Source organism: Paenibacillus sp. FSL K6-1318 (genome assembly GCF_037976905.1).
Lineage (GTDB): Bacteria > Bacillota > Bacilli > Paenibacillales > Paenibacillaceae > Paenibacillus > Paenibacillus amylolyticus_A.
Genome location: NZ_CP150270.1, coordinates 3,050,653 through 3,070,739, shown reverse-complemented (window position 1 = coordinate 3,070,739; position 20,087 = coordinate 3,050,653). Strand labels below are relative to the sequence as shown.

General features: G+C 45.0%; 18 protein-coding genes and 1 pseudogene. 2 read left to right on the top strand and 17 right to left on the bottom strand.

Annotated elements, in window-relative coordinates; genetic code table 11:
• Positions 1-49 precede the first annotated feature (49 nt).
• The 4 genes from NYE45_RS13605 to NYE45_RS13590 all read right to left on the bottom strand — a co-directional run bounded on the left by NYE45_RS13605 (position 50) and on the right by NYE45_RS13590 (position 3,361).
• Complete coding sequence (locus NYE45_RS13605; RefSeq protein ID WP_340017029.1) at positions 50-1,420, bottom strand: HAMP domain-containing sensor histidine kinase; 1,371 nt, start codon at positions 1,418-1,420, stop codon at positions 50-52.
• Positions 1,417-2,091, bottom strand: a complete 675-nt coding sequence (locus NYE45_RS13600) for a response regulator transcription factor (protein ID WP_062834269.1) — start codon at positions 2,089-2,091, stop codon at positions 1,417-1,419. Before NYE45_RS13600 ends, NYE45_RS13605 begins: the two co-directional genes overlap by 4 nt.
• 84 nt (positions 2,092-2,175) lie before the next feature.
• Positions 2,176-2,709, bottom strand: coding sequence for a GNAT family N-acetyltransferase (locus NYE45_RS13595; protein ID WP_340017028.1), 534 nt, complete (start codon positions 2,707-2,709; stop codon positions 2,176-2,178).
• Between the two features lie 46 nt (positions 2,710-2,755).
• Positions 2,756-3,361 carry a TetR/AcrR family transcriptional regulator gene (locus tag NYE45_RS13590; protein WP_062834267.1) on the bottom strand — a complete coding sequence of 202 codons (606 nt, stop codon included), beginning with the start codon at positions 3,359-3,361 and terminating at the stop codon, positions 2,756-2,758.
• A 280-nt stretch (positions 3,362-3,641) separates the two neighbouring features.
• Here NYE45_RS13590 and NYE45_RS13585 point away from each other — a divergent pair, with 280 nt between their 5' ends.
• Positions 3,642-5,081, top strand: coding sequence for a DHA2 family efflux MFS transporter permease subunit (locus NYE45_RS13585; protein ID WP_076331305.1), 1,440 nt, complete (start codon positions 3,642-3,644; stop codon positions 5,079-5,081).
• A 101-nt stretch (positions 5,082-5,182) separates the two neighbouring features.
• Here the strand turns inward: NYE45_RS13585 and NYE45_RS13580 are convergent, their stop codons facing one another.
• From NYE45_RS13580 to NYE45_RS13570, 3 genes are all read right to left on the bottom strand, one after another.
• Positions 5,183-6,415, bottom strand: coding sequence for a cytochrome P450 (locus NYE45_RS13580; RefSeq protein ID WP_340017027.1), 1,233 nt, complete (start codon positions 6,413-6,415; stop codon positions 5,183-5,185).
• A 213-nt stretch (positions 6,416-6,628) separates the two neighbouring features.
• Positions 6,629-6,916 carry a hypothetical protein gene (locus tag NYE45_RS13575; RefSeq protein WP_340017026.1) on the bottom strand — a complete coding sequence of 96 codons (288 nt, stop codon included), beginning with the start codon at positions 6,914-6,916 and terminating at the stop codon, positions 6,629-6,631.
• On the bottom strand, positions 6,913-8,055 hold the full coding sequence (locus NYE45_RS13570; RefSeq protein ID WP_340017025.1) for an FAD-binding oxidoreductase: 1,143 nt from the start codon (positions 8,053-8,055) through the stop codon (positions 6,913-6,915). The genes NYE45_RS13575 and NYE45_RS13570 overlap by 4 nt, the downstream gene beginning before the upstream one ends.
• A gap of 294 nt (positions 8,056-8,349) precedes the next feature.
• Here NYE45_RS13570 and NYE45_RS13565 point away from each other — a divergent pair, with 294 nt between their 5' ends.
• On the top strand, positions 8,350-9,165 hold the full coding sequence (locus NYE45_RS13565) for an AraC family transcriptional regulator (RefSeq protein WP_169479568.1): 816 nt from the start codon (positions 8,350-8,352) through the stop codon (positions 9,163-9,165).
• Here the strand turns inward: NYE45_RS13565 and NYE45_RS13560 are convergent.
• The 10 genes and pseudogenes from NYE45_RS13560 to NYE45_RS13515 all read right to left on the bottom strand — a co-directional run bounded on the left by NYE45_RS13560 (position 9,162) and on the right by NYE45_RS13515 (position 20,010).
• A complete protein-coding gene (locus tag NYE45_RS13560) occupies positions 9,162-9,803 on the bottom strand; it encodes an HAD family hydrolase (RefSeq protein WP_340017024.1) in 642 nt (213 codons plus the stop codon). The two genes, NYE45_RS13565 and NYE45_RS13560, sit on opposite strands and share 4 nt — an antisense overlap.
• A gap of 39 nt (positions 9,804-9,842) precedes the next feature.
• Entirely contained in the window at positions 9,843-10,436 is a 594-nt protein-coding gene (locus NYE45_RS13555; protein WP_340017023.1) for a DUF1349 domain-containing protein, read from the bottom strand.
• Positions 10,437-10,519: 83 nt separating this feature from the next.
• The gene (locus NYE45_RS13550; protein ID WP_340017022.1) at positions 10,520-11,764 is read right to left on the bottom strand and encodes an MFS transporter; all 1,245 of its coding nucleotides are present in this window, start codon (positions 11,762-11,764) and stop codon (positions 10,520-10,522) included.
• A 92-nt stretch (positions 11,765-11,856) separates the two neighbouring features.
• Positions 11,857-12,888, bottom strand: a complete 1,032-nt coding sequence (locus NYE45_RS13545) for an alcohol dehydrogenase catalytic domain-containing protein (protein ID WP_340017021.1) — start codon at positions 12,886-12,888, stop codon at positions 11,857-11,859.
• 42 nt (positions 12,889-12,930) lie between these two features.
• A complete protein-coding gene (locus NYE45_RS13540) occupies positions 12,931-14,238 on the bottom strand; it encodes an aminotransferase class III-fold pyridoxal phosphate-dependent enzyme (RefSeq protein ID WP_340017020.1) in 1,308 nt (435 codons plus the stop codon).
• Positions 14,239-14,275: 37 nt separating this feature from the next.
• The gene (locus tag NYE45_RS13535; RefSeq protein WP_340017019.1) at positions 14,276-15,430 is read right to left on the bottom strand and encodes a glycosyltransferase; all 1,155 of its coding nucleotides are present in this window, start codon (positions 15,428-15,430) and stop codon (positions 14,276-14,278) included.
• A gap of 367 nt (positions 15,431-15,797) precedes the next feature.
• A complete protein-coding gene (locus NYE45_RS13530; protein ID WP_340017018.1) occupies positions 15,798-17,417 on the bottom strand; it encodes a DUF4179 domain-containing protein in 1,620 nt (539 codons plus the stop codon).
• The gene (locus tag NYE45_RS13525; protein WP_340017017.1) at positions 17,401-17,919 is read right to left on the bottom strand and encodes an RNA polymerase sigma factor; all 519 of its coding nucleotides are present in this window, start codon (positions 17,917-17,919) and stop codon (positions 17,401-17,403) included. Before NYE45_RS13525 ends, NYE45_RS13530 begins: the two co-directional genes overlap by 17 nt.
• 205 nt (positions 17,920-18,124) lie before the next feature.
• Positions 18,125-19,287: pseudogene (locus NYE45_RS13520) on the bottom strand (IS3 family transposase).
• 156 nt (positions 19,288-19,443) lie between these two features.
• The gene (locus NYE45_RS13515) at positions 19,444-20,010 is read right to left on the bottom strand and encodes a helix-turn-helix domain-containing protein (protein ID WP_036608234.1); all 567 of its coding nucleotides are present in this window, start codon (positions 20,008-20,010) and stop codon (positions 19,444-19,446) included.
• Positions 20,011-20,087 lie beyond the last annotated feature (77 nt).

The following is a 20,087-nucleotide window of genomic DNA, read 5'->3' as shown; positions in this document are numbered from 1 at the left end:
GTATTCAATCATCCAATGGAAATACTATTCATTGGCTTATCCTGCGAGCCTAATTATCCGTTGGTGGATGGATTGGCAACGTGATGATAAAGGTCGTGCCTTGACCAGGTTCGCTTTCCACTCGAATGTCACCCTGATGAAGGGACACGATCTGTTTAACAATTGCTAGTCCCATACCACTCCCGTCATATTTACGACTGTGGGAACGATCTGCCTTGAAAAAGCGCTCGAATATACGTTTCTGGTCTTCCATCGGAATACCAATGCCCGTGTCGGATATTCGAATAGTCACATTTTTGAAATCCTCTTCGATACGGACTTTAATCATACCGCCATCTTCGGAAAACTTGATGCTATTTCCAATAATGTTGGTCCATACCTGATTTAACTGATCGTGGTCAGCCGTTACCTTAACGTTCTCCAAATCAAGCTCGAATTGAATGTTTCGCCCCGACCATTGCGGCTGAAGCGCCACGATGACTCGCCTGATCTGTTCATCAAGACTTAAGGAGCTCAGCCGCAGTTGCTGGGATTGCGATTCAAGCAAACTCAGCTTGAGCAGGCTATCGCTCATTTTTGACATTCGTTTCGCTTCGGAGATGATAATATCCAGGTAACGGTTTCGCTCTTGCTCCGAGAGGTTAACTTGCTTCAGTGCCGAAGCGTAACCGGATATCGAGGTGAGTGGAGACTGAACCTCGTGCGAAACATTCGTAACGAATTCCCTGCGCATCTGCTCCAGCTGCTTCAGATCGTGCATCATTTCTTCAAAGCTGCGAGCCAACGTACCAATCTCAGTCGTTTGCTTAATGTTCAGCTTGACGTTGAAATCTCCAGCTGCAATCCGCTTGGTCGCTTTGGTCAATTTCTTGATCGGTCTCACCAGATATACAGAAGCAACAAGAATCAACAAGCTTCCTGCAATCAACGAACAGCTTGCAAAGATTAAGCCCCACCTGATCACAAAAGAGGTTGAAGGCGGCGCAAGTGTTTCCAAAAATATCCCTTTCGTCCCCGTCTCCGTTTTCAACGGTAACCCTAAGAACCCTGTAGCAATCCCACTCGTTGTTTCTTGAACAACGCCCCCATCTAACACTTTCTTTAATTGCTCGCTCGTCACAGCTGCAGACTTATGTCCGTTAAGCTTTCCGTAAGACTTGAACTCACCCGAAGCTTCGTAAATTCGAATATGATAGGAGCTGAGCTGTTTCATTCCACTGACGTACAAGTCCGCTTCACGCACTGGAAGGGCCTTATAAATCTGCACAACGTCTTGCCCGAAGTTTCGTAGGTTAATTTGAGCGTTTTCGTTCAACTTTTCTTCGAATATCCAGGTAGACACAAAAAATGAAATGACCGTACCAGCGATGACAGACCCCAGAAAGGTCAGTACCACACGAATATATATGGATCGAATCATTCATGGACCTCAAGTCTGTACCCTAGCCCACGCACCGTTTCAATTCGAAAATCAGGTGTAGTTGCGAATCGTTCGCGCAGACGTTTAATATGTACATCTATTGTTCGATCATCTCCGGCGTAATCAATCCCCCATATCTGATCGATCAACTGCTCACGTGTATAGACTTGGCCTGGAGTTCCAGCAAGCTTATACAGAAGTTCAAACTCCTTAAGTGGCAACGTAAGCACCTCCGCGCCTCTCATCACCTTATATGTCTGACGGTCCAGAATTACGTTGCCAAACTGGATTGTATGTGTGGAGCCAATTTTGTATCGTTTCAGTAATGCTCGGACACGTGCGGTCAACTCCAATGGATCGAACGGTTTCGTCAGGTAATCATCCGTGCCCAGTTCGAAGCCTTTCACCTTCTCCCAAGTCTCACCTCTCGCCGTCAGCATGAGTAATGGGAGGTCGGGATTGGCTCTTCGGAGTTCCTTGCACAGTGCCCAGCCATCCATGACAGGCATCATAATATCAAGCACAACCAGATCAACTGTTGTTTCGCCATACACGGTGAGAGCTTCCTTACCGTCCGCAGCTTCCACAGTGGTGAATCCATCATTTTTGAGAAATAGACAGACAAGTTCGCGAATGTTCGCATCGTCGTCAGCAACGAGTATAGTAGCCATAGGTTTTTTCTGTCCTCTCCGTTACGTTTAAATAGTTAGTTCAACTTATATAGTAAATAGCAAAGTAAATAGTAAACATCCTGCTTATAGTAAGTCCACAGCAAACATCGTATGTTCTTTCAACGTTCCCTGGATTGGCACAGACTGTGACCCATTCTCCTTGAATCCTGCTTTTTGAAGGACACGAATGGAGCCTGTATTATCGGGTACAGCGCCAGCTTCGATTCGAGTAATTTCAGTTTCATGCTTGGCAAATTCCAGCACACATTGCAGGGCTTCACTCATATATCCTTTTCCTTGATGCAAAATATCCGTTACATAACCAGCGATCCATTTTGGGTTGGAATCCAATATGATCTCGAACAAAGAAATCTCACCGACGAGTTGATCCGTTGTATGTAGAAAAATGCCAAAAGAATAGCGATTCCCTTCTTCTCTCTTCTTGTTCCAGCTTTCAATGAGTGACCGTTGTCCTTCCAAACTATAGAAAGTCTCATCCCGATTACTCGCAGAGATTTTCTCAATTTCCGCACGATTGCGAACTTGTAGATCCAGAAGTAATGAGGCATCTTCCACATTCCAAAATCTCACATAGATACGTTCTGCACTATATTTCATTTACATTATTCCTCCTCTATTAACGTTAGGTGTAATCGTAGTTTGATTATATCAGGTCATTATACGAGTACGAGCGAATCAACGAGAATTGTTTCGCCAGAAAATGCGGGGAATATGGCATGTCGTTGCGCAGCCAGGCGACAATGGTGCCGATCAGGGCGGAAGAACCATACCAGATTGCAATCTCCTTGTGAATGCCGGATTCTTCGAGTTCATCCTCCATCTCGACCCGATCAATTTTGGCTTTGACCAGCGTACTCAACAATTTGAGCAGTCGTTCAGTAAAGATCGGTGTGCGCTTCGTAGCAAGAACCACCTGATAGAATGAGGCGTTCTCAGCAAAATGCTCCAGTAACTTGACTAGAACAGGCCAAGCCTCTTCCGTCCTTTGCTTCTCAAAATGAGGGGCATATTCATCCACGATCCGTTCAATATGCTCGATCATCTCATCGGCCATCTTCTCCATCATATCCGTAATATCACGATAATGCAGGTAGAAGGTTACCCGATTGATCGTCGCTCGTTCGGCAATTTTGTTCACTGACAATTTTTCAATATCCATTTCCTGCAGCAATTCAACAAATGCACCTCGAATTAACTGACGCGTTCGCAATATCCTTGGGTCCACGGCTGATTTCTTCTCATCTTTCACACGTATCCCTCCTTCAAATTTAAGCATTACAATTTTAAACAAACAGTCGTTTATTCTTCATTTAAACAACAAATTAAAATTTTGTGTAAAATAAACAACGAAAACACACCATAACGTAAATTGTAATCTGTCCGAATATGTATATAATTCAATAAATACAATGTAAACTATACAACACATTGTAAATTTAGTCACGCGTGGATTGAAAGGATGAAAAGGATTGAGTCAGGCTAGAGTACAAGATGAATTATCCGTAAAGAAAGGCCCCATCCTGTTTATCATGATTTTGGGAGCCTTCCTTGCAACGTTGAATCAAACGATCATGAGTGTCGCTACACCTGAGCTGATGGGTGATTTTAACATCTCCGCCGCAACCGCACAATGGTTAACGACAGGTTACATGCTGGTGAACGGGGTGCTGATCCCCATCACGGCCTACTTCATGCAACGCTTTTCAACCAAGCAATTATTCCAAGCTTCCATGTTTATTTTCCTGATTGGTACCATCGTATCCGCTCTTGCAACTAATTTCGGTACATTGCTGACAGGACGCATGATTCAAGCAGCGGGCGCCGGCATTATCATGCCGCTCTTGATGAACGTTATTTTGACCTTATTTGCTCCTGAAAAACGAGGATCTGCAATGGGTATGGTTGGTTTTGCCATCATTTTTGCCCCTGCCATCGGGCCTACCCTTGCCGGTTATATTTTGGAGAACTACTCTTGGCAAACGATGTTCTACGGCATGATTCCATTAACCCTTATTGTCATTGCCTTTGCGTTCGTATACCTGAAGAATGTATCCGAACGGGTCAGCACGAAGTTCGACACGATGAGTGTTGTGTTATCCACCATCGGATTCGGCGCATTGCTGTATGGCTTCAGTAGAGCAGGAAGTCTGGGATGGTCAAGTGCAGAAGTACTTATCTGTATTGCTGCAGGAATTGTGGCTCTTGCCCTGTTTACATGGCGTCAACTCGTATCTGAAACTCCCCTGCTTGACCTGCGGGCTTTCAAGTACAACATGTTCTCCCTGACCACGGTCATCAGTATCGCGATTACAATGATCATGTATGCTGATATGATGTTGCTTCCTTTGTATCTCCAGAACGCACGTGGTTACACCGCACTGGAGTCTGGATTATTGCTCCTTCCGGGCGCCCTTGTTATGGGCTTCCTGATGCCTGTAGCCGGAAAATTATTTGACCGATTTGGCGCCAAATGGCTGGCTGTGATCGGGATGGTGATCACCATCGTGACAACAATCGGTTTCATCGATTTAACGGATTCAACCAGTTATGGTTACCTGGTATTAATGTCAACCGGCCGCCGAATTGGTATGGCTTTGCTCATGATGCCGATTCAAACGGCGGGACTTAACCAACTGCCACCAAGACTCGGCGCACATGGTACAGCCATCTCCAACACCGTCAGACAAGTTGCGGGTGCTGTAGGTACTTCATTGCTCGTGAGTGTCATGACTTCCCGTACAACGGCACACGTACAGGATATGATGGCGACTGGTGCAGCCAATGGCCTCACTCAACAACAGCTTGCCACAGAATCCATGATCCAGGGTATCAATGATGCTTATGTCGTGATCATCGGTATCGCTGTCGTAGGATTGGTTCTTTCCTTCTTTATTAAACGCACCAAACAAGCGAAAGAGGAAGAAATCAAACAGGTTGTTAGACAAAAAGTTTCCATGAATTCAAATTAAGTTGTCCATCCTCTTACATGCTTGCATAGCAAAGCGGCAGATCAAGACGTTTACGTCTGATCTGCCGCTTTTTAGGTTGTATCCTGTATGAAACCTTCCCACTACCCAACGATCTTCACTGGCAGATGGGTTAACGACTGCCCCGGAGCTGAAGTGGCTAGATTATTCTCCAGATCAAAAGACTCCACCGGTTCAATCCGAGCAATCTTCTCCACAAATGCAGTTAAGGCAAGGCTTAGTTCCATTCTTGCCAGCGGGGCACCCAGACAAAAGTGTGGGCCATTGCCAAAGGTAAGATGTTTTTTGTTATTCCGCCGATGAATGTTTAGCTCAAATGGGTCTTCAAACATCTGCTCGTCCATATTGGCTGCACTCATCCAGGAGATGACAACATCGCCTTTTTTCAAGTCTACTCCGAGCAGTTGGTTATCCTGCTTCACTGTCCGATGTCGCTTGGCATTATGAAACCGATAACGAAGCATTTCTTCCACTGCGAGCGGAACCAACTCGGGATTCTGTCTTAGTTGACCATACAGACTCGGGTCATCGTATAGGAAGGAATAGAACGTATTGGAAACCATATGGCTTGTTGTCTCAATACCAGCTCCGAGCAGGAGCATGGTCGTGCGAACAACCTCATCCTCCGTGAACTTCTCCCCCTCAACATCAACGTTCAACAGATCCGTAATGATATCGTCACCAGGATGGGATCGTTTATGAACCACAATCGGGTACAGAAATTGATAATACTCTTGAGCTGCAGTCTGCTTTTTCAGTTCACTCTCTTCAGCCGTGTTCGGATTGGTGGGTTGAAACAGAATATCTACCCAGTTCTTGAAGCGATGGCTGTCTGTGAGCGGGATGCCGAGCAGATCAGCCATAACCATCGAAGGCAGCGGAGCAGCCAACGCTTGAACAATATCAATGGTCGTATTCGGCTCAATATCTGCTACCAGCTGCTGCGCAATGTTGCGAATACGTGGCTCCCAGTTCTTCAGACTACGGGGTGTAAAAGCAGCGGATAACAGCGAACGACTTTTTTGATGACGGGGCGGATCGATACTTGAAATATTTAATTTGTCCGGAGGTGTGCCTTCGTTGTTCTTCGCTCCGACCGCAATGGTCGTTCGCGTTCCTTCAGCTGAAAAATAAGCATGATTGCTCAGGACCTGCTTCACATCATCGTATCTGAACACATTCCAGGTGTCTGTATCTTCGTGATAATACACAGTATGTTCGGACAGCATTTTTCGAAACCAGCGCAGTGGAAAAAACTCTTCAGATCTGGACTGGAACCCTGTGATGTCCTCAACGCGTATCACTTCTTTGTACATTCGGAAGCCACCTCTCAGAATAGTTTCGTGATTGGTTACATCGGTACCTGAATTGACAGTTCAGCACCTGATCCCATTTTATACCACCCGTCCATTTATTGATATACATCATTCGAACTAAATCAGAAAAACCCCTTTATTATAAGGGGTTTTCATTTTATACGCATCGTATATTTTTGCCAGTGTTCCAGAGAGTTAAGCGATACAAACCGATTAATCGCCCAGTTTCGCCAATGCTTCCTGTAGCTGATCCAGCTGTGCAGACAAGGTTTCAATCAAGTTCTGCGTGTGGCTCGCCTTCTCCACTAAGACTTTCTCGTCCGAACCCTCTTTCGATGCACTCCCGATTGGTGATGACTTCAAATCGGCCAACTCGCGTTCATATGTTTCTTGTTTCTCCAAGGCTATTCGCAGTTCTTCTTTCGTCGTACCGATCTGATGCTCCAAATGTATGATGTCGGACGAGTTCGCTCCATCAGATAAACGTTGTGAATATGTCATGACTCACCTCTTTCAATTTCATCCATTGCTTTGCCCACAGTGTATGGCTCAATATCGATATCCAGTTCCATGCCAAGAGCTAGTTTCGCCAGTTGACTTCCGATAAAAGGGCCCATTGTCAGGCCAGAGGCTCCAAGTCCGTTCGCTGTAATCAGACCCTGCCAGCCCGGCACAGCCCCCATTACAGGCAGAAAGCCAGGTGTGAACGGACGGAACCCAACTCGTACTTCCTGGAATGTACTGTTTGCAAGACCCGGTGCCAGTTCCAGACCTTTATTCAAAACTTCCTGCATGCCCCCTGCGGTTACTCTTGTATCATAACCCTCCACATCATTTTCATGAGTGGCTCCAATCACAATCTTCTGTTGATCAAAGGCCAGGAGGTATTGGTCAGACGGTGGCATAATCACAGGCCAGTTGCCCGTATCCTCCCCATCTGTGACATGTAAATGCATAATTTGTGCCTTTTGATAGTGCACTTTAAAGTGTATGCCTAGTGGCTTCAACAGTGCATTGGCCCATGCACCTGCACAGACAATGACTTCATCTGCCAGGAAACTCTGACCATTAACTGTCACACCCATGACCCGATCTGCTTCATATTGAAGCGTGGCGTCTCCATGGATCACTTCCGCTCCATTTCGCTGTGCAGAACGGATTAAGGCATCGCGCAGCGCCCGTCCATCTATACGTGCAGCACCGCTGATATGTACCGATTGATAATGTTCCTCCAGCAGCGGAAAACGCTCATGGGTTTCTTTTGCATCAAGAGGTGTAATCTCACCAATCTCCGGTGCATCCGCTTTGCGTAGGTGGGCCCGCTCTTCCATCTTGTTGATTTTGTCCACATCCGTATGAATACTGAGTGCACCCACTTGAGCATACCCGGTTTCGGTTTCTCCTTCACTCTCAAGCTCCGCTATGATGCCAGGGTAGTACCGTGCACCAGCCTTGGCGAGCTGATACCAGTCCTGATTGCGTCGCTGTGACAGCCATGGACAGATGATACCGGCAGCTGCATCCGTCGCCTGTCCTATATCTTTTCGATCTATGATGATGACCTCTGCGCCCAGTTTGGCTAATTGATAGGCTGTTGATGCCCCCAGAATACCCGATCCGACTACGATGACTTTCTTCATGTTTGCATCCCTTTCCTTAATTACTCATCCGTTATAGCGTATACTTTTTCGCATTCTGTTGGCAAGGCAGGCGTAATTTTAGATCTATAAATAGAGACTGATCAAGCTACGATTTATGCTTATGCATCCAATAAAGAATTGTTGGACTATATTTTTGAAAACGTTTTATTATCGCTCGCCAATCAATTAAAATAATTCCATTTATGTAATATAATTCTTTCTAGGTTTCTTTTAACGCTGTAACCACGCCACTTACGCACATGATCCTTTAACGAAAAGAGGAATAACACGACGATGCCGAAACCTAGCATGGGGAATCCACTGGATACCGATATGCCGCTCATGATTACAGGGCAAAACCAGTTGACCGTTGATGAATTGATGAATTGGAGCGACCATTCACGGGATTACAGCATTGTACAGTGCATCGGAGGAACAGGGCGAATCGCAGCAAAGAATCATGAATTTTCGATCAAAAAAGGAACCGCTCTCATCTTGTTCCCGGAGGTAACCTACCGTTACCACAATCTGAGTGATTCATTACGATTTGATTGTCTGTCTTTCAATGGCTATTTATTGCCACGGTTCTTGCATACCTTGCAGATCGGGGAGCTGCGCGCCTTCAAGCCGGATGGAATGCTTCATATCCTGTTGCATGAAATTACGTTGGCGCTGCAGTCCCGGCACAAGGATCAGATCTGGCACGTATCCGCATTACTGTACATGCTTTTGGTCAGATTAACCATTGAAGGTGAACGCTATAGTGCTTACGAACGTTCTGATGCCCGATTAAGATTGGATGAACTCATTACTTTTATCAAACAAAATTATCATCAGGATATCTCTCTCCCCATGTTGGCTGAGCAGATGGACGTAACCGAACAGCACCTGAATCGGATATTCAAAAAAGAGTTTCAAATGACTCCATTGGAGTATCTGACACGATATCGGTTGTTGAAAGCCAAGGAAATGCTCATCGAAAATGACGCTACTACCGCTCATGAAATAGCCAAAGCCGTTGGTTTCAACAGTGCCAGTTACTTTGGATCGGTGTTCAAAAAATACGAAGGGATCTCCCCTATCGAGCTACGCAAGCAGTATCTGGATTAAAGAGCCTCCATATCGATCTCGGCCAGCGAGGATAACCGCAGCTCATGCATGGCGAATTCCAGACCACGCGTTACCTCGTTAGGCACGATGATACAACGAATACCTGCGGCATTGGCTGCCTTCAAACCATTAGGGGAGTCTTCGAACACAATCGCTTCGGAAGCCTCGATCCCAAGACTCTGGAGAGCAAGAAGGTACAGTTCAGGGTCCGGTTTCACTCGCTTCACATCCTCGGATGTATGAACGACTGTGAAATAATCGATAATGCCTAACTTCTGCAAGTAACCATGCACCCAGTCCCGCGTGGAGCTGGAAGCAACCGCAAGCTGAATCCCCTTCTCCCTCGCAGATTGAAGCAATTCATACACCCCTGGAAGAATAGCGGCCTGTCCCAAATAGACTTCATATTTCTGTTCAGAGAGCAGTTTGATATGATCATGATCTATCTTTTTTTGGAGCGCCTGCTCCAGATATAGAAATGGATGAAACTCCTCAAAGGATGTCCCCACATTTTTCGACCAAAGCTCCAGACCAAGTTCAACTCCATGTTCTTCATAAATATCGCGAAACGCATAGTACCAGGGCGTCTCTGTATCGACAATGAGTCCATCAAAATCAAATATAAATGCTTTTACCATGAACCTGTTCTCCCTCCAATGATCGGCCGGGGGAGCGGATTAGAAGCGTGCGGTCAAGTCCGGATGAGTCACGTTCACGGATAAAAAGTGACACGTACAGCCCGTTCCAGTCGGCGACTGAACAACTAATCCAGCTCGAAGTTCCCCTTGTATCGGCATGCCGAAATAACGAATTAGTTTCCACTCATCCCCATCGGGTGAATAAAAGAATGATATGCATCCCTCTACTTTGCGTATACGCAGATAGGGATTAGGTACGGAGACTTCCACCGAATTGCAATCATCGGATGAACCATCACGTGTGACCACCGACACGATGGTAGGTGCTTTTCCATCATACTCAAAACAAATTTTGCACCAGTTAAGATCATCTGCCATCACCATCAGACAACCGGAATCATATTGATTTTTCATATCCACGGTTAACTGGGTTGTGATTTCGAAGTCCTCGCTCACAGGCATGGACAAAAATGGTGCTGTTGCACGAATGTGCTTGCCCGCAGGATCCTGGAAAAAGTCGGTGTCCGCCTTCGCTTCCACCAGCACACCTCCCTGATCCGTATAGGACCAGGTTTCGGGTTCGTTCATCCAGCTCCACTGATTCCGTGCTTCTGTTGTCAATACGTTAGTCATTTGTAAGTAGCCTCCCAAGTTAAAATTTAATCTAGTTTTTTTCTGTACTACATATTCGCTTCAAATACAGTAAACCCCTTTTTCTACATATTTTTGTAAGGTTCCAGCACTTGGGAGTGCTTTTGCGGATCGGGCAGGAAAAACATGATGACCATAAGTACGACGTATAGACCAAGAATGACGCTGAATAACAGCGTTGGATTGTGATGGTAGAGCAAACCTGTCAGATATCCGGATGGAATGGCTGTTAGCGTCATGACCGTCTGCACGGCCGAGAACATGTCGGCTTTCTCATGTGTGCCCAATCGGTTCATCAGCAGGGCATCCCGGTACGTCTGCAGAATGAAGTTACCCGCAGCGAGCACGATTAGCGTGAGAAACAACATCCCTATATTCCCCACAGGAATCAATAGAAACAGGATGGCCCCGGCCGTACTAAGCACGATGGAAAAACCAACATACTTTTCTTCCGAACGCCGTTTCAGTCGCGGAATGATGACCAGATAGAGCAACATGACGGTTACCGCAGTCACTACTGGGATAAACGAAATGACACGGTCATCAAACTTCAACTGTTCCTTGAAGAAAATGACCTGGAAGAAATTCAGCTGTAAAATCAGATTGGACAACACGGTAATCAAAATGATCGGGAACAGTCTCCGTTTGTAGAACGATTTGCCGAACAGGCGCAGGCTGGAACCCAAGCTCTGAAACACACGGGTTTTGCTATGCAACCCCATAAGTTCCTTGCCGACCTCGGTCTCATCCGTGTATCGGTTACGAACGAAGAACATGGCCGTCATCAGAATGCCCCCGACAAAGTAAATGCTGGCGAGTGTAGGCACAATACCATAATCAGCAATGACAACTCCGGCAATTGGCGTGAGTACCCCAGCCCCTGTAATAATCATGTTGAGAATGGCAAAAACCTTCGATCGTTTGTGTTCCTCCACATCCTCTATGATCAGACAGTTAAAGGCGACCGTTACAAACTTTGATGTTGCGTTCAGCAAGTAGGCGATTAGAAACAGCCAGAAGTTCTGGGAGAAAGCCCAGATAAACATGGGAACACTCCAGGCAAGCAAATCAAAGATCAGCGTTGTTCGTTTGCGTCCCAGCTTATTCGTAATGGAACCCGCAAACAATTGAAAGATAAAGGCAAAATAAAGATTCACCGAATTGATTAAACCGATTTCAATGTCCGAAAGTCCGGCTTCCTTCATATATAAAGGAGCATAGAAGAGAACAATCGTGCCCGGAATGGCCCATACCGGTTCGAGTAAAATGGAGTAGCGTGGATTCTTCGGCAAATCTTGAAGCAATTTCAATCGATATCCCTTCCTTCTGCGGTTTTCACCGCTGCGAATTCCAACTTTTCGCAGCGGCAAACGCGCTAATGTCTACATGCTTATCGTACCTCTTATAGGATAAGAGCTGTTTTGACCGAATTCATCGGTAACTTCTCTCCAGAATTCATGTCATAACCAATCGTTCCATTAAAGGCCTGCTCATAATCGCTCAGCAGTTCCTTGGCTGTCACCATCTGCTCCAGTTCCGGAATGCTTTGGGCAAATTTCAGTGCCGTACTGATCATCGAGTGGTTAGCCACTGCGCCAATGATACTAATGCCATCATTAATTACGGCTGTTGATTTGAACGTCACTTCATAACTGTCGTCATATCCCATAGGAATAATTTTGCCGCCTTTGGCAATCATCTCAAATCCCACATGAAGCTGGTTACCAACCGCGTCCACTACAATATCAAACTTTTTGTTATTATTGATCTCGTATACTTTATCCAGTGTCAGATCCTGAGGATAGAACACATGATCCGCGATCCCTGAAGCGAACTCTTTGCGGTATGGATCCACTTCCGTGCCTACCGTAAGCCTTGCTAATCGTTTGCTCACAAGCTGACACAGGGAACCGATTGCACCAGAACCGAGGACCAGTACAGAGTCACTTGGCTTAGTCCCTGCTTTCATGAACGTCTGAAGCACACACCCCAGTGGTTCAATCATCATGGCCGTTTCCCAACTCATTGAATCCGGGATGGCATAGATATACTTTTCGTCCCCAACAAAATATTCAGCAAAGGTTCCGTGTGTCGTCATCCCTACTTGATAGTCATCAAAATTCTCGCAGTAGATGAACAGACCTTCGCGGCAGTATGAGCAGGTCCCGCATGATTGCGTGGGATCAACCAATACCCGATCACCGATCTTGAAACCACGAACTTCGTCGCCCACCTCAACCACTGTGCCTACGCCTTCATGACCAATGATCGTTCCTTTATTTGCAGGCACTTTGCCTTTGACAATATTCAGATCTGTCCCGCAGATACCTGAACCATAGATTTTAATCTTAACTTGATTCGGCTTTTGAATGGTTGGCTCCTCAATCTCCTGGTAAGTCACCTGTTTGAGATCCTGATATACGAGTGCTTTCATTGAATAATTCCTCCTAGTCGATTATCGATTATGATCTATGGATTAAGCTTCAAACGTTTTCGAAAGTTGCATCGCATGAAGATGTTCCTGCTTCTGAATCTCTTTCCAGTCTGACAGGATCTGTAACAGCGCTTCCTCGACCCACAGCAATTCTTCCCGTGTATGGGCATCCGAGAAAATAAAGTAACCTTTGGTGAAGATGCCGAAGTGAGCCATTCTCTTCACCATGAACTCGCGGAAAGGGTCCGTTTGGAAGTTATCCTCGGCCAGGGATTGAATGCAGAAGCTTGCATACGTCCCCTTCACTTCCAATTGATCCGTTAATCCGAGTAACACAAGTTCAGATTCCAGACGATCCATGATCCGGTTTGCCGGATCACGCCAGGTCGGCCATACTTTCGCATTCTTCATTAACCGTTCACAGGCGATGGCTGCCGCAAGCGCTGTTGTTTCGCTGGAATGGGCATTGCTGAATCGGACCTGTCCTGACAAGGACATCAGATGCTGGGGCCCCATCACCGCTGCGAGCGGTAAACCGTTTGCCATACCTTTGGAGATACAGAGCAGATCAGGCCAGATGTCATATTCTCCTGCTGTAGCCTGTTTACCCATTCGAATACCGGAAGTCACCTCATCGAAAATGATAATGATGTCCAAAGATCGGCATAGGGTTACGACTTCCTCCAGCGCGTCCCTTTTCCACTCGTTGGGACACAGAACAATACATGCAATATCCTCGGGAGATGAGGTAATCTGGGCCTCAATTCGCTCCGCAGTAGGTTTGTTGATCCAGATCGTTGAACGCTCGATATCCACCGGGATACCACGTTCTTTCGTTTGCCCACCATAATACCCATAGGCGGACCAATCATGCCACCCGTGATAAGCCGTCGCAATAACCTTGCTTTTGCCACTTGCAGCACGGGCTAGACGTACAGCTCCACTCACTGCATCGGCACCACTCTTGGTGAAGCGCAGCGACGGATACCGACCCTCGAACCGCTCCAGAATTAACTCCGCACATTCAAGCTCGATGTCAGCCGGAACCGAAAAGCTTGTCCCTTTTTTCAACTGGTGAATAACAGTTAATTGAACTTCATGTCTGGCATGGCCCCATGATGCCGTACCCATGGCCATTTCGCAATCCAGCCATTCATTGCCGTCGATATCTGTGAATCGGGAATTGTAAGCCTCTGCACAACATACGGGGGTATGCCCCGGAAATAAACGTTCAGGTGCTTTGGCTAAAGTGCTGCATCCGCTCGGAATTACCTTTTCGACTTGTTCCAACCACTCCAGATTGCGGGTAAATCGTACGGCACGATCGAGCGTGCTCTCTTTTTCGTTCACCTTGAGTACCTCCCTGTTTATTTTCGTTGTGAGTGAATTACCGAACTTTGGTTCCAGGCCAGCATCCATCGTATATGCGATCCATCGTGATCACATTGCCATACAGATCGATGATCAGATCTTTGGCTCGATGAGCATGTCTCATCTCAATCCAGTAGCGGTTCTCCAGCAAACGGGCGAAATTGTCCACCAAAAACAGCAATCGGTTCTCACTATGAATCAGTTCCTTACCCAGTACCTGCGGCAGCCAGATGGCTCCGTTGGAATTGAAGCGGTTGGAATAGTCACGTACTTCGGCAACCGGTGCAAAGTCAGCTTCCTCCAGCTTGGTCCAGAATGTATCTGCATCACTGCGAACCTCGGCAAGGTCAATGCCGACAATCGGCAGATGCTGGTATTCCTCTTGGCTTTTAAGCTGTGCTTTTAGATGACTGAAAACGAAAGGCCACACATCAGCTTCGATTTGACCGCCCCACTTTTTCCAGAAGCGTGCCAGATTGTTCTTGCGGTTGAAGTTGCGGTGAATCCCGCTGCTGCGTTCCCAGTGATATGCCTGAATATTCGGGTTAATGACCGTATCGTATCCGGCAGCTCGTGCCCGCATCTGATAATCAAAATCCTCGTATCCGTTAAAGAACTTCTCATCGAGGTTGCCAATGGTCTCGTAGACCTCCCGCTTCATGCCGAACATGGCGAACACCACCAGTTGAACAGAGAAGGTTTCTTTCGGGATATCATCAGGGGATGCGTTCAGGAACAGGTGTCGGCCGATGGTGTCCGCAAAAGCAATGCCGCAGTGCTGCACGCCTCCGGTTTGCGGATACAACAGAACGCCTCCAATCATGCCGATCGTAATATCGCTATCCAGTGTCTCTTTCATCATTGGTTGCCAGTTCGGTTGAAGAATGGTGTCGGAATCCAGGAAGAAAATGTACTCTCCCTTGGCTAGACTGAGTGCACTATTAATCGACACGGCGCAACCGAGTGGGAAATCATGCTGAAGAATCTCGATGGTCACACCTTCTCTTACGTCTTGCTTCAGTTTATCCAGATGTTGAAAGACTGCTGAGCCGGAACCATCGTTAATGAAAATAATCTGAGTGGATGGACTTACCGTCCGGAGCAACGAATCTGTGAACAGGTTCAAAATGTTATAGTCCTGGTTGACTGGCACAATAATGGTGTAAAGCATGGAATCCCTCCTGATTTGGGTTGATGGAATGAGTACTTGAGCTGATTCGAACTGCACAATTGCAGGTATTTCTGTCCGGCCTCCTCGTTTGAATATTTTGTCTTTATTTGGTAATGATTTGAATCTACTAGAAATTTATATCATTTTTTGTAAACTGAAAATCTTAAATTCTGAACTCTATTAATATTTGAATATGTGAGAAAATCAAGTCTTGGAAGCTTACGCACTGAGAAACGCTGTTGTGAACGCAAAAAAACACCCTCAAAGAGTCTGTGTATCTAACGATACATTCGACTTTTTTTGGGTGTTCGCAATTATATCCGTATTCAATTGAACGTTCTAGCCTGACTTTTTAAATAAATTTACCTTATAGTTTAACTTCTACGTTCCGGTGTGGATCGCTATATTTATATATACCAGGATTTAGTTCAATCCTTGCGTCAAGTGGAATACCTTTGTAGGTATCAATGTAATTGCCTGAAGATACCATGCCCTTAGGTGTAACTTCAGGTACCACTTCTTTGCCGTTAATACGTAACGTAGTTTGGTTCACACCTCTGAAACTAGGTGTTTTGGAATATGACTCTACAATTAAATTCTCCCCATCCCTATAATAAGAGAATTGTATTTCAAGTCCATCGACAGTGAGTTTGGTGTACTGCTTTTGTTTCTTGGGTTCATTTAAATGAATCCAGTTTTTAGTGGTATCTCGTTTCTCAACAACGGCATCTTTTAAGATGAGTTTCATTGGAACATTAGACCAGTTTTGATACCACACAGGGGATTCAAATTGGAATAAATGCTGATAACCGCCGCGATCGTCTCCTATCAAAGTTTTTCCCCCAGTTATTGTATTATCGCCTATAACTAACTGGGCAGTATTGTAATGAATAATACCTTTTTTAAGCGAACCCTCTTCATCGATTAGAATCTGGAGATCCAAGGGGCTTATTTTGAGTTGATCTAAAGTAACTCCTGTTTTTTCTTGGAATTCAGGATTGGTATACAATTTTTTAGTGTAAATAGACTCACTTGCTTTTTTCCCATTTGCGACAAAATCGAATTTCCAAGTACCTGTCAATCGTTTTGCTGCTTCAACATAATTGAAATGAAGGTTCGCATTCGCCCAATCCGCTTCCGATATATCAAATACCTGTTCAATCAACAATCCTTTTTCTTCGTTAGGCAAGATGGTCGGAATAGCATCTACAACCTGGGCCCCGGTATCAACTCTCAAGCGAGGATTGACGCTTTCCAAATCTGATGATACTACCTCGACTTTATAACGGATGACCGTTTGATTATCTGCATGTCTAACCGATTCAATATGAATCGCCGGAAACTGTGAAACGCCAGTAACTATTGATTCTCCAGTATGTTGATTAGATTTCAGGAAAATATCCCTATCCCGATAAAGAATAAGATTCTTTGCTTCGAATGTAAACTCTTTGGTACCACCCTTTAAAGTATCAGCTGTTTCATAGATCCCAATGAGTTTCTGACTATCAGGATCGTGCCCCAAATAACCATATACGTTCGCTCTCGCATCGGATTCTCCTATTATAGTATTTTCCTCAGTCGCAAATTCACTATATGGAGAGAGATCGATTGATGTGTCAAGAGATATCAGCATCTTCATTTTTTCTCCATCTGTTACAACACCGCTTAAATTCATGGTCACACCTGAACTAGCGGACTGAAGATCATATTGCTGACCGATACCATTATTTATTGCGCTTGCGACGCCCCGGCCTCCGATTCGATCCCAATCAATCGTCATACTGGCGAATACAGGAATAGCAACAAGTAAGAAAAAAGTAAAAATGATGCTTATAGGAACTGTTTTAGCTCGATATCCAGTAGGCTTTTGTGAAGATTTCAGATTGACTCGTCGTTTATGTGCTTCTTTTTCAATGGTTGTCCACATCAAGTCATAATCCGGATGAGATATATTTTTTTCCTTATTAGAATTAGAATACTGATTCATTATTACTCAGCTCCTTTAGTTGAGGTTCAACCATTTTATTGAGAAGTTTCAACCCTTTGTTTAATCTGGATTTTGCAGTCCCTTCCGGTATATTCATAACTTTAGAGATCTCAGGTACAGTCATATCATTAATAAATCGAAGGACAACAACCGTCCTGATCTTGTCAGGAAGCCCGCTATATAACCCTTGTAGTTCTTCTTTTGTCTCCCTTTGGTACACTCCCTCTTCAACAGGGTTATAACTCCGGGATTTGGACAACAAAAAATGGCGCACTTCTTTCATCCATCCAGATTTACGTCTTCTCATAACGCTATGACACTCATTTGAAGCAATTCGCAATATCCATGATTTCATGTTCCTTACCTTAGTTCTGTCAGCCAAAATAACTTTGACAAATACTTCTTGGCAAATGTCCTCAGCATCTGCTTGATTTTTCATCAGATAATAACAGAAGTAATACACTTGCTCTTTGTACAATTCAAAAATTTCTCTGTCAGTCATTCTATAGCCCCCCCTTCGCCGTGTTTTCATTAATAAGACAAATAATATTATGTAATCGTTCATTTTGTTTATAATCGGTTTTGCCACATTCTCAGATAACTAGAATAGGTTAGTTCAATATCTCCGCTTGAAACAGGTAAAACAGCAAAAAAGCCGCTAAATTGGTCATAACCCTGTCAAGTAGACAATACAAAAAAGACAAGATTTAAGCTGCGGCCGTTTCCCGGTATTCTACTGGGGAACGGTCGTTTAGTTTTTTCTGAAATCGGTTTTGGTTGTAAAACAATATGTATTCGCTTACTTGCTGTTCAACCTCTACTTTGTTTGCCGCTGTATTCAAATAAATTTTCTCAGTCTTCAAATGAGAAAAGAACGACTCGATACAGGCATTATCTAAACAATTCCCACGCCTGGAGTGACTGCCTAGGATGCCGAGTTGTTTCAGTTTACGGTTAAATGGCTTTGAGGTATATTGAAATCCTTGGTCCGAGTGCAGAATTACGCCACTCAGATCCACATGCTGACAGAGTCTATCCAACGTGTCATGGACCAAAGCGAGGTCATTTCGTTCAGAAAGATGCCACGCTACAATTTCGTTATTGTATAAATCCTGAACGACAGAGAGGTACACAAAATGTTCTCCAGCACGAATATAGGTAATGTCGGTAACCAGCTTCGTTCGTGGCGTATCCGCCTGAAACTGGCGCTCTAGCCGATTCGGGTTCACCACAGAAACTTGTTTTCCAAAGAATCGACGTTTCTTTCGAATGACAGAGCAGATGCCTAATTGTTTCATTAATCGGTACACCTTTTTGTGGTTGACCCGAAGGCCTTCTCTCCGTAAAGCTACCGTCATTCGAAGGTAACCAAAGTAGGGATGAACGCGATGGATGGCAAGCAGATGCGATTCCAATTCATGATCCTTTTGTCTACGTTCGCTTGTCGCCTGTCTGCTTTTTCTCCACTTGTAATAGCCCGAACGAGAAACCGCAGCTAACTTCAAGAGCCAAACCAGGCGATGGTGTGCTCGTAGATCCTCTATAATTTGAAATCTGGCATCTTTACTCGTCACTCCTTGTGTAGATTTGGATACTGCTTTTTTAAGTATTCAATCTCCGCCCGCAAGTATGCCATCTCTTCTTCCATACTAGAAAACTTGGTTCTAAGGCGTCCCCGTTTGGATGGAGCAGGTTCTAGACTCATTCCCTGTTTCGCTTTTGCTGCCCACACTTGTACCTGAGATTTATTTTGAATATTTAAACGTGTCGCTACTTCACGTATGCTCATATGTTCCTCGTTGACCAGCCGGGCCGCCTCCAATTTCAATTCCAAGGAGTACCGCCGGAAAGTTTGTCCTTTTTTAGCCATGAAAAAAATCCCTTTCGTTTGACAAGATTAAGTCCATCTTAACAGATGTCTTTTTTCTCTTGTCTACTAAAAGGGGATAATACCAAATTAGCGACTTTATGAAGTCATTTGGTCATCGAGTAACGAGGTGATGCTGTTGAGTTAGTCTCACTATTTTCACCTCTGCTTAAATCCATGATAAAACGTATCTACCACAAGCGCAGGGGCTGCTTTTCTCGCGATATGACCACTTACAACCTGCTGCCACGTCAGGAACATGATGGAATACAGCACATCGACAATCCAGGTTTTATCAAGATCGGAGCGGAAATAACCTTTCTGTTGTAACAGACCGACCGCATGCAGTACCGGTTCTCTCAGTTTCAGATCGGCTCCCTCAATCTCGGGATTATAGTTAATAGTGGTGTCATGAGCCAAAAAATAAATTTTGTCGCCTAATGGAATCAGCGCTTCAATCAGTTCGGGTATGTACTTTTCACAGTGCTCCTCATCCAGTTGGATTTCTTTCATGGTCTCACTGACCACCTCGATTGCGCGTAATCCCAGATATACCATAAGCTGTTCGCGACTTTCCACATATCGATGTAACGTAGCGATTCCGATTTTTGCAGATTCTGCAATTTCATTCATGGAAGCATTCGGTTTTTCAATCAGCAATTTGGTGGCCTCGTCCAAAATGGAATGAAGCCTGGTTTGTTTAATTGTTGTCATTTCCTTTTTCATGGTAGTACACCTCTTGGCGAATTAGTCTACAATTGATCTGGTCATCCATCATATGATTGGATTAGACTATAAAATTA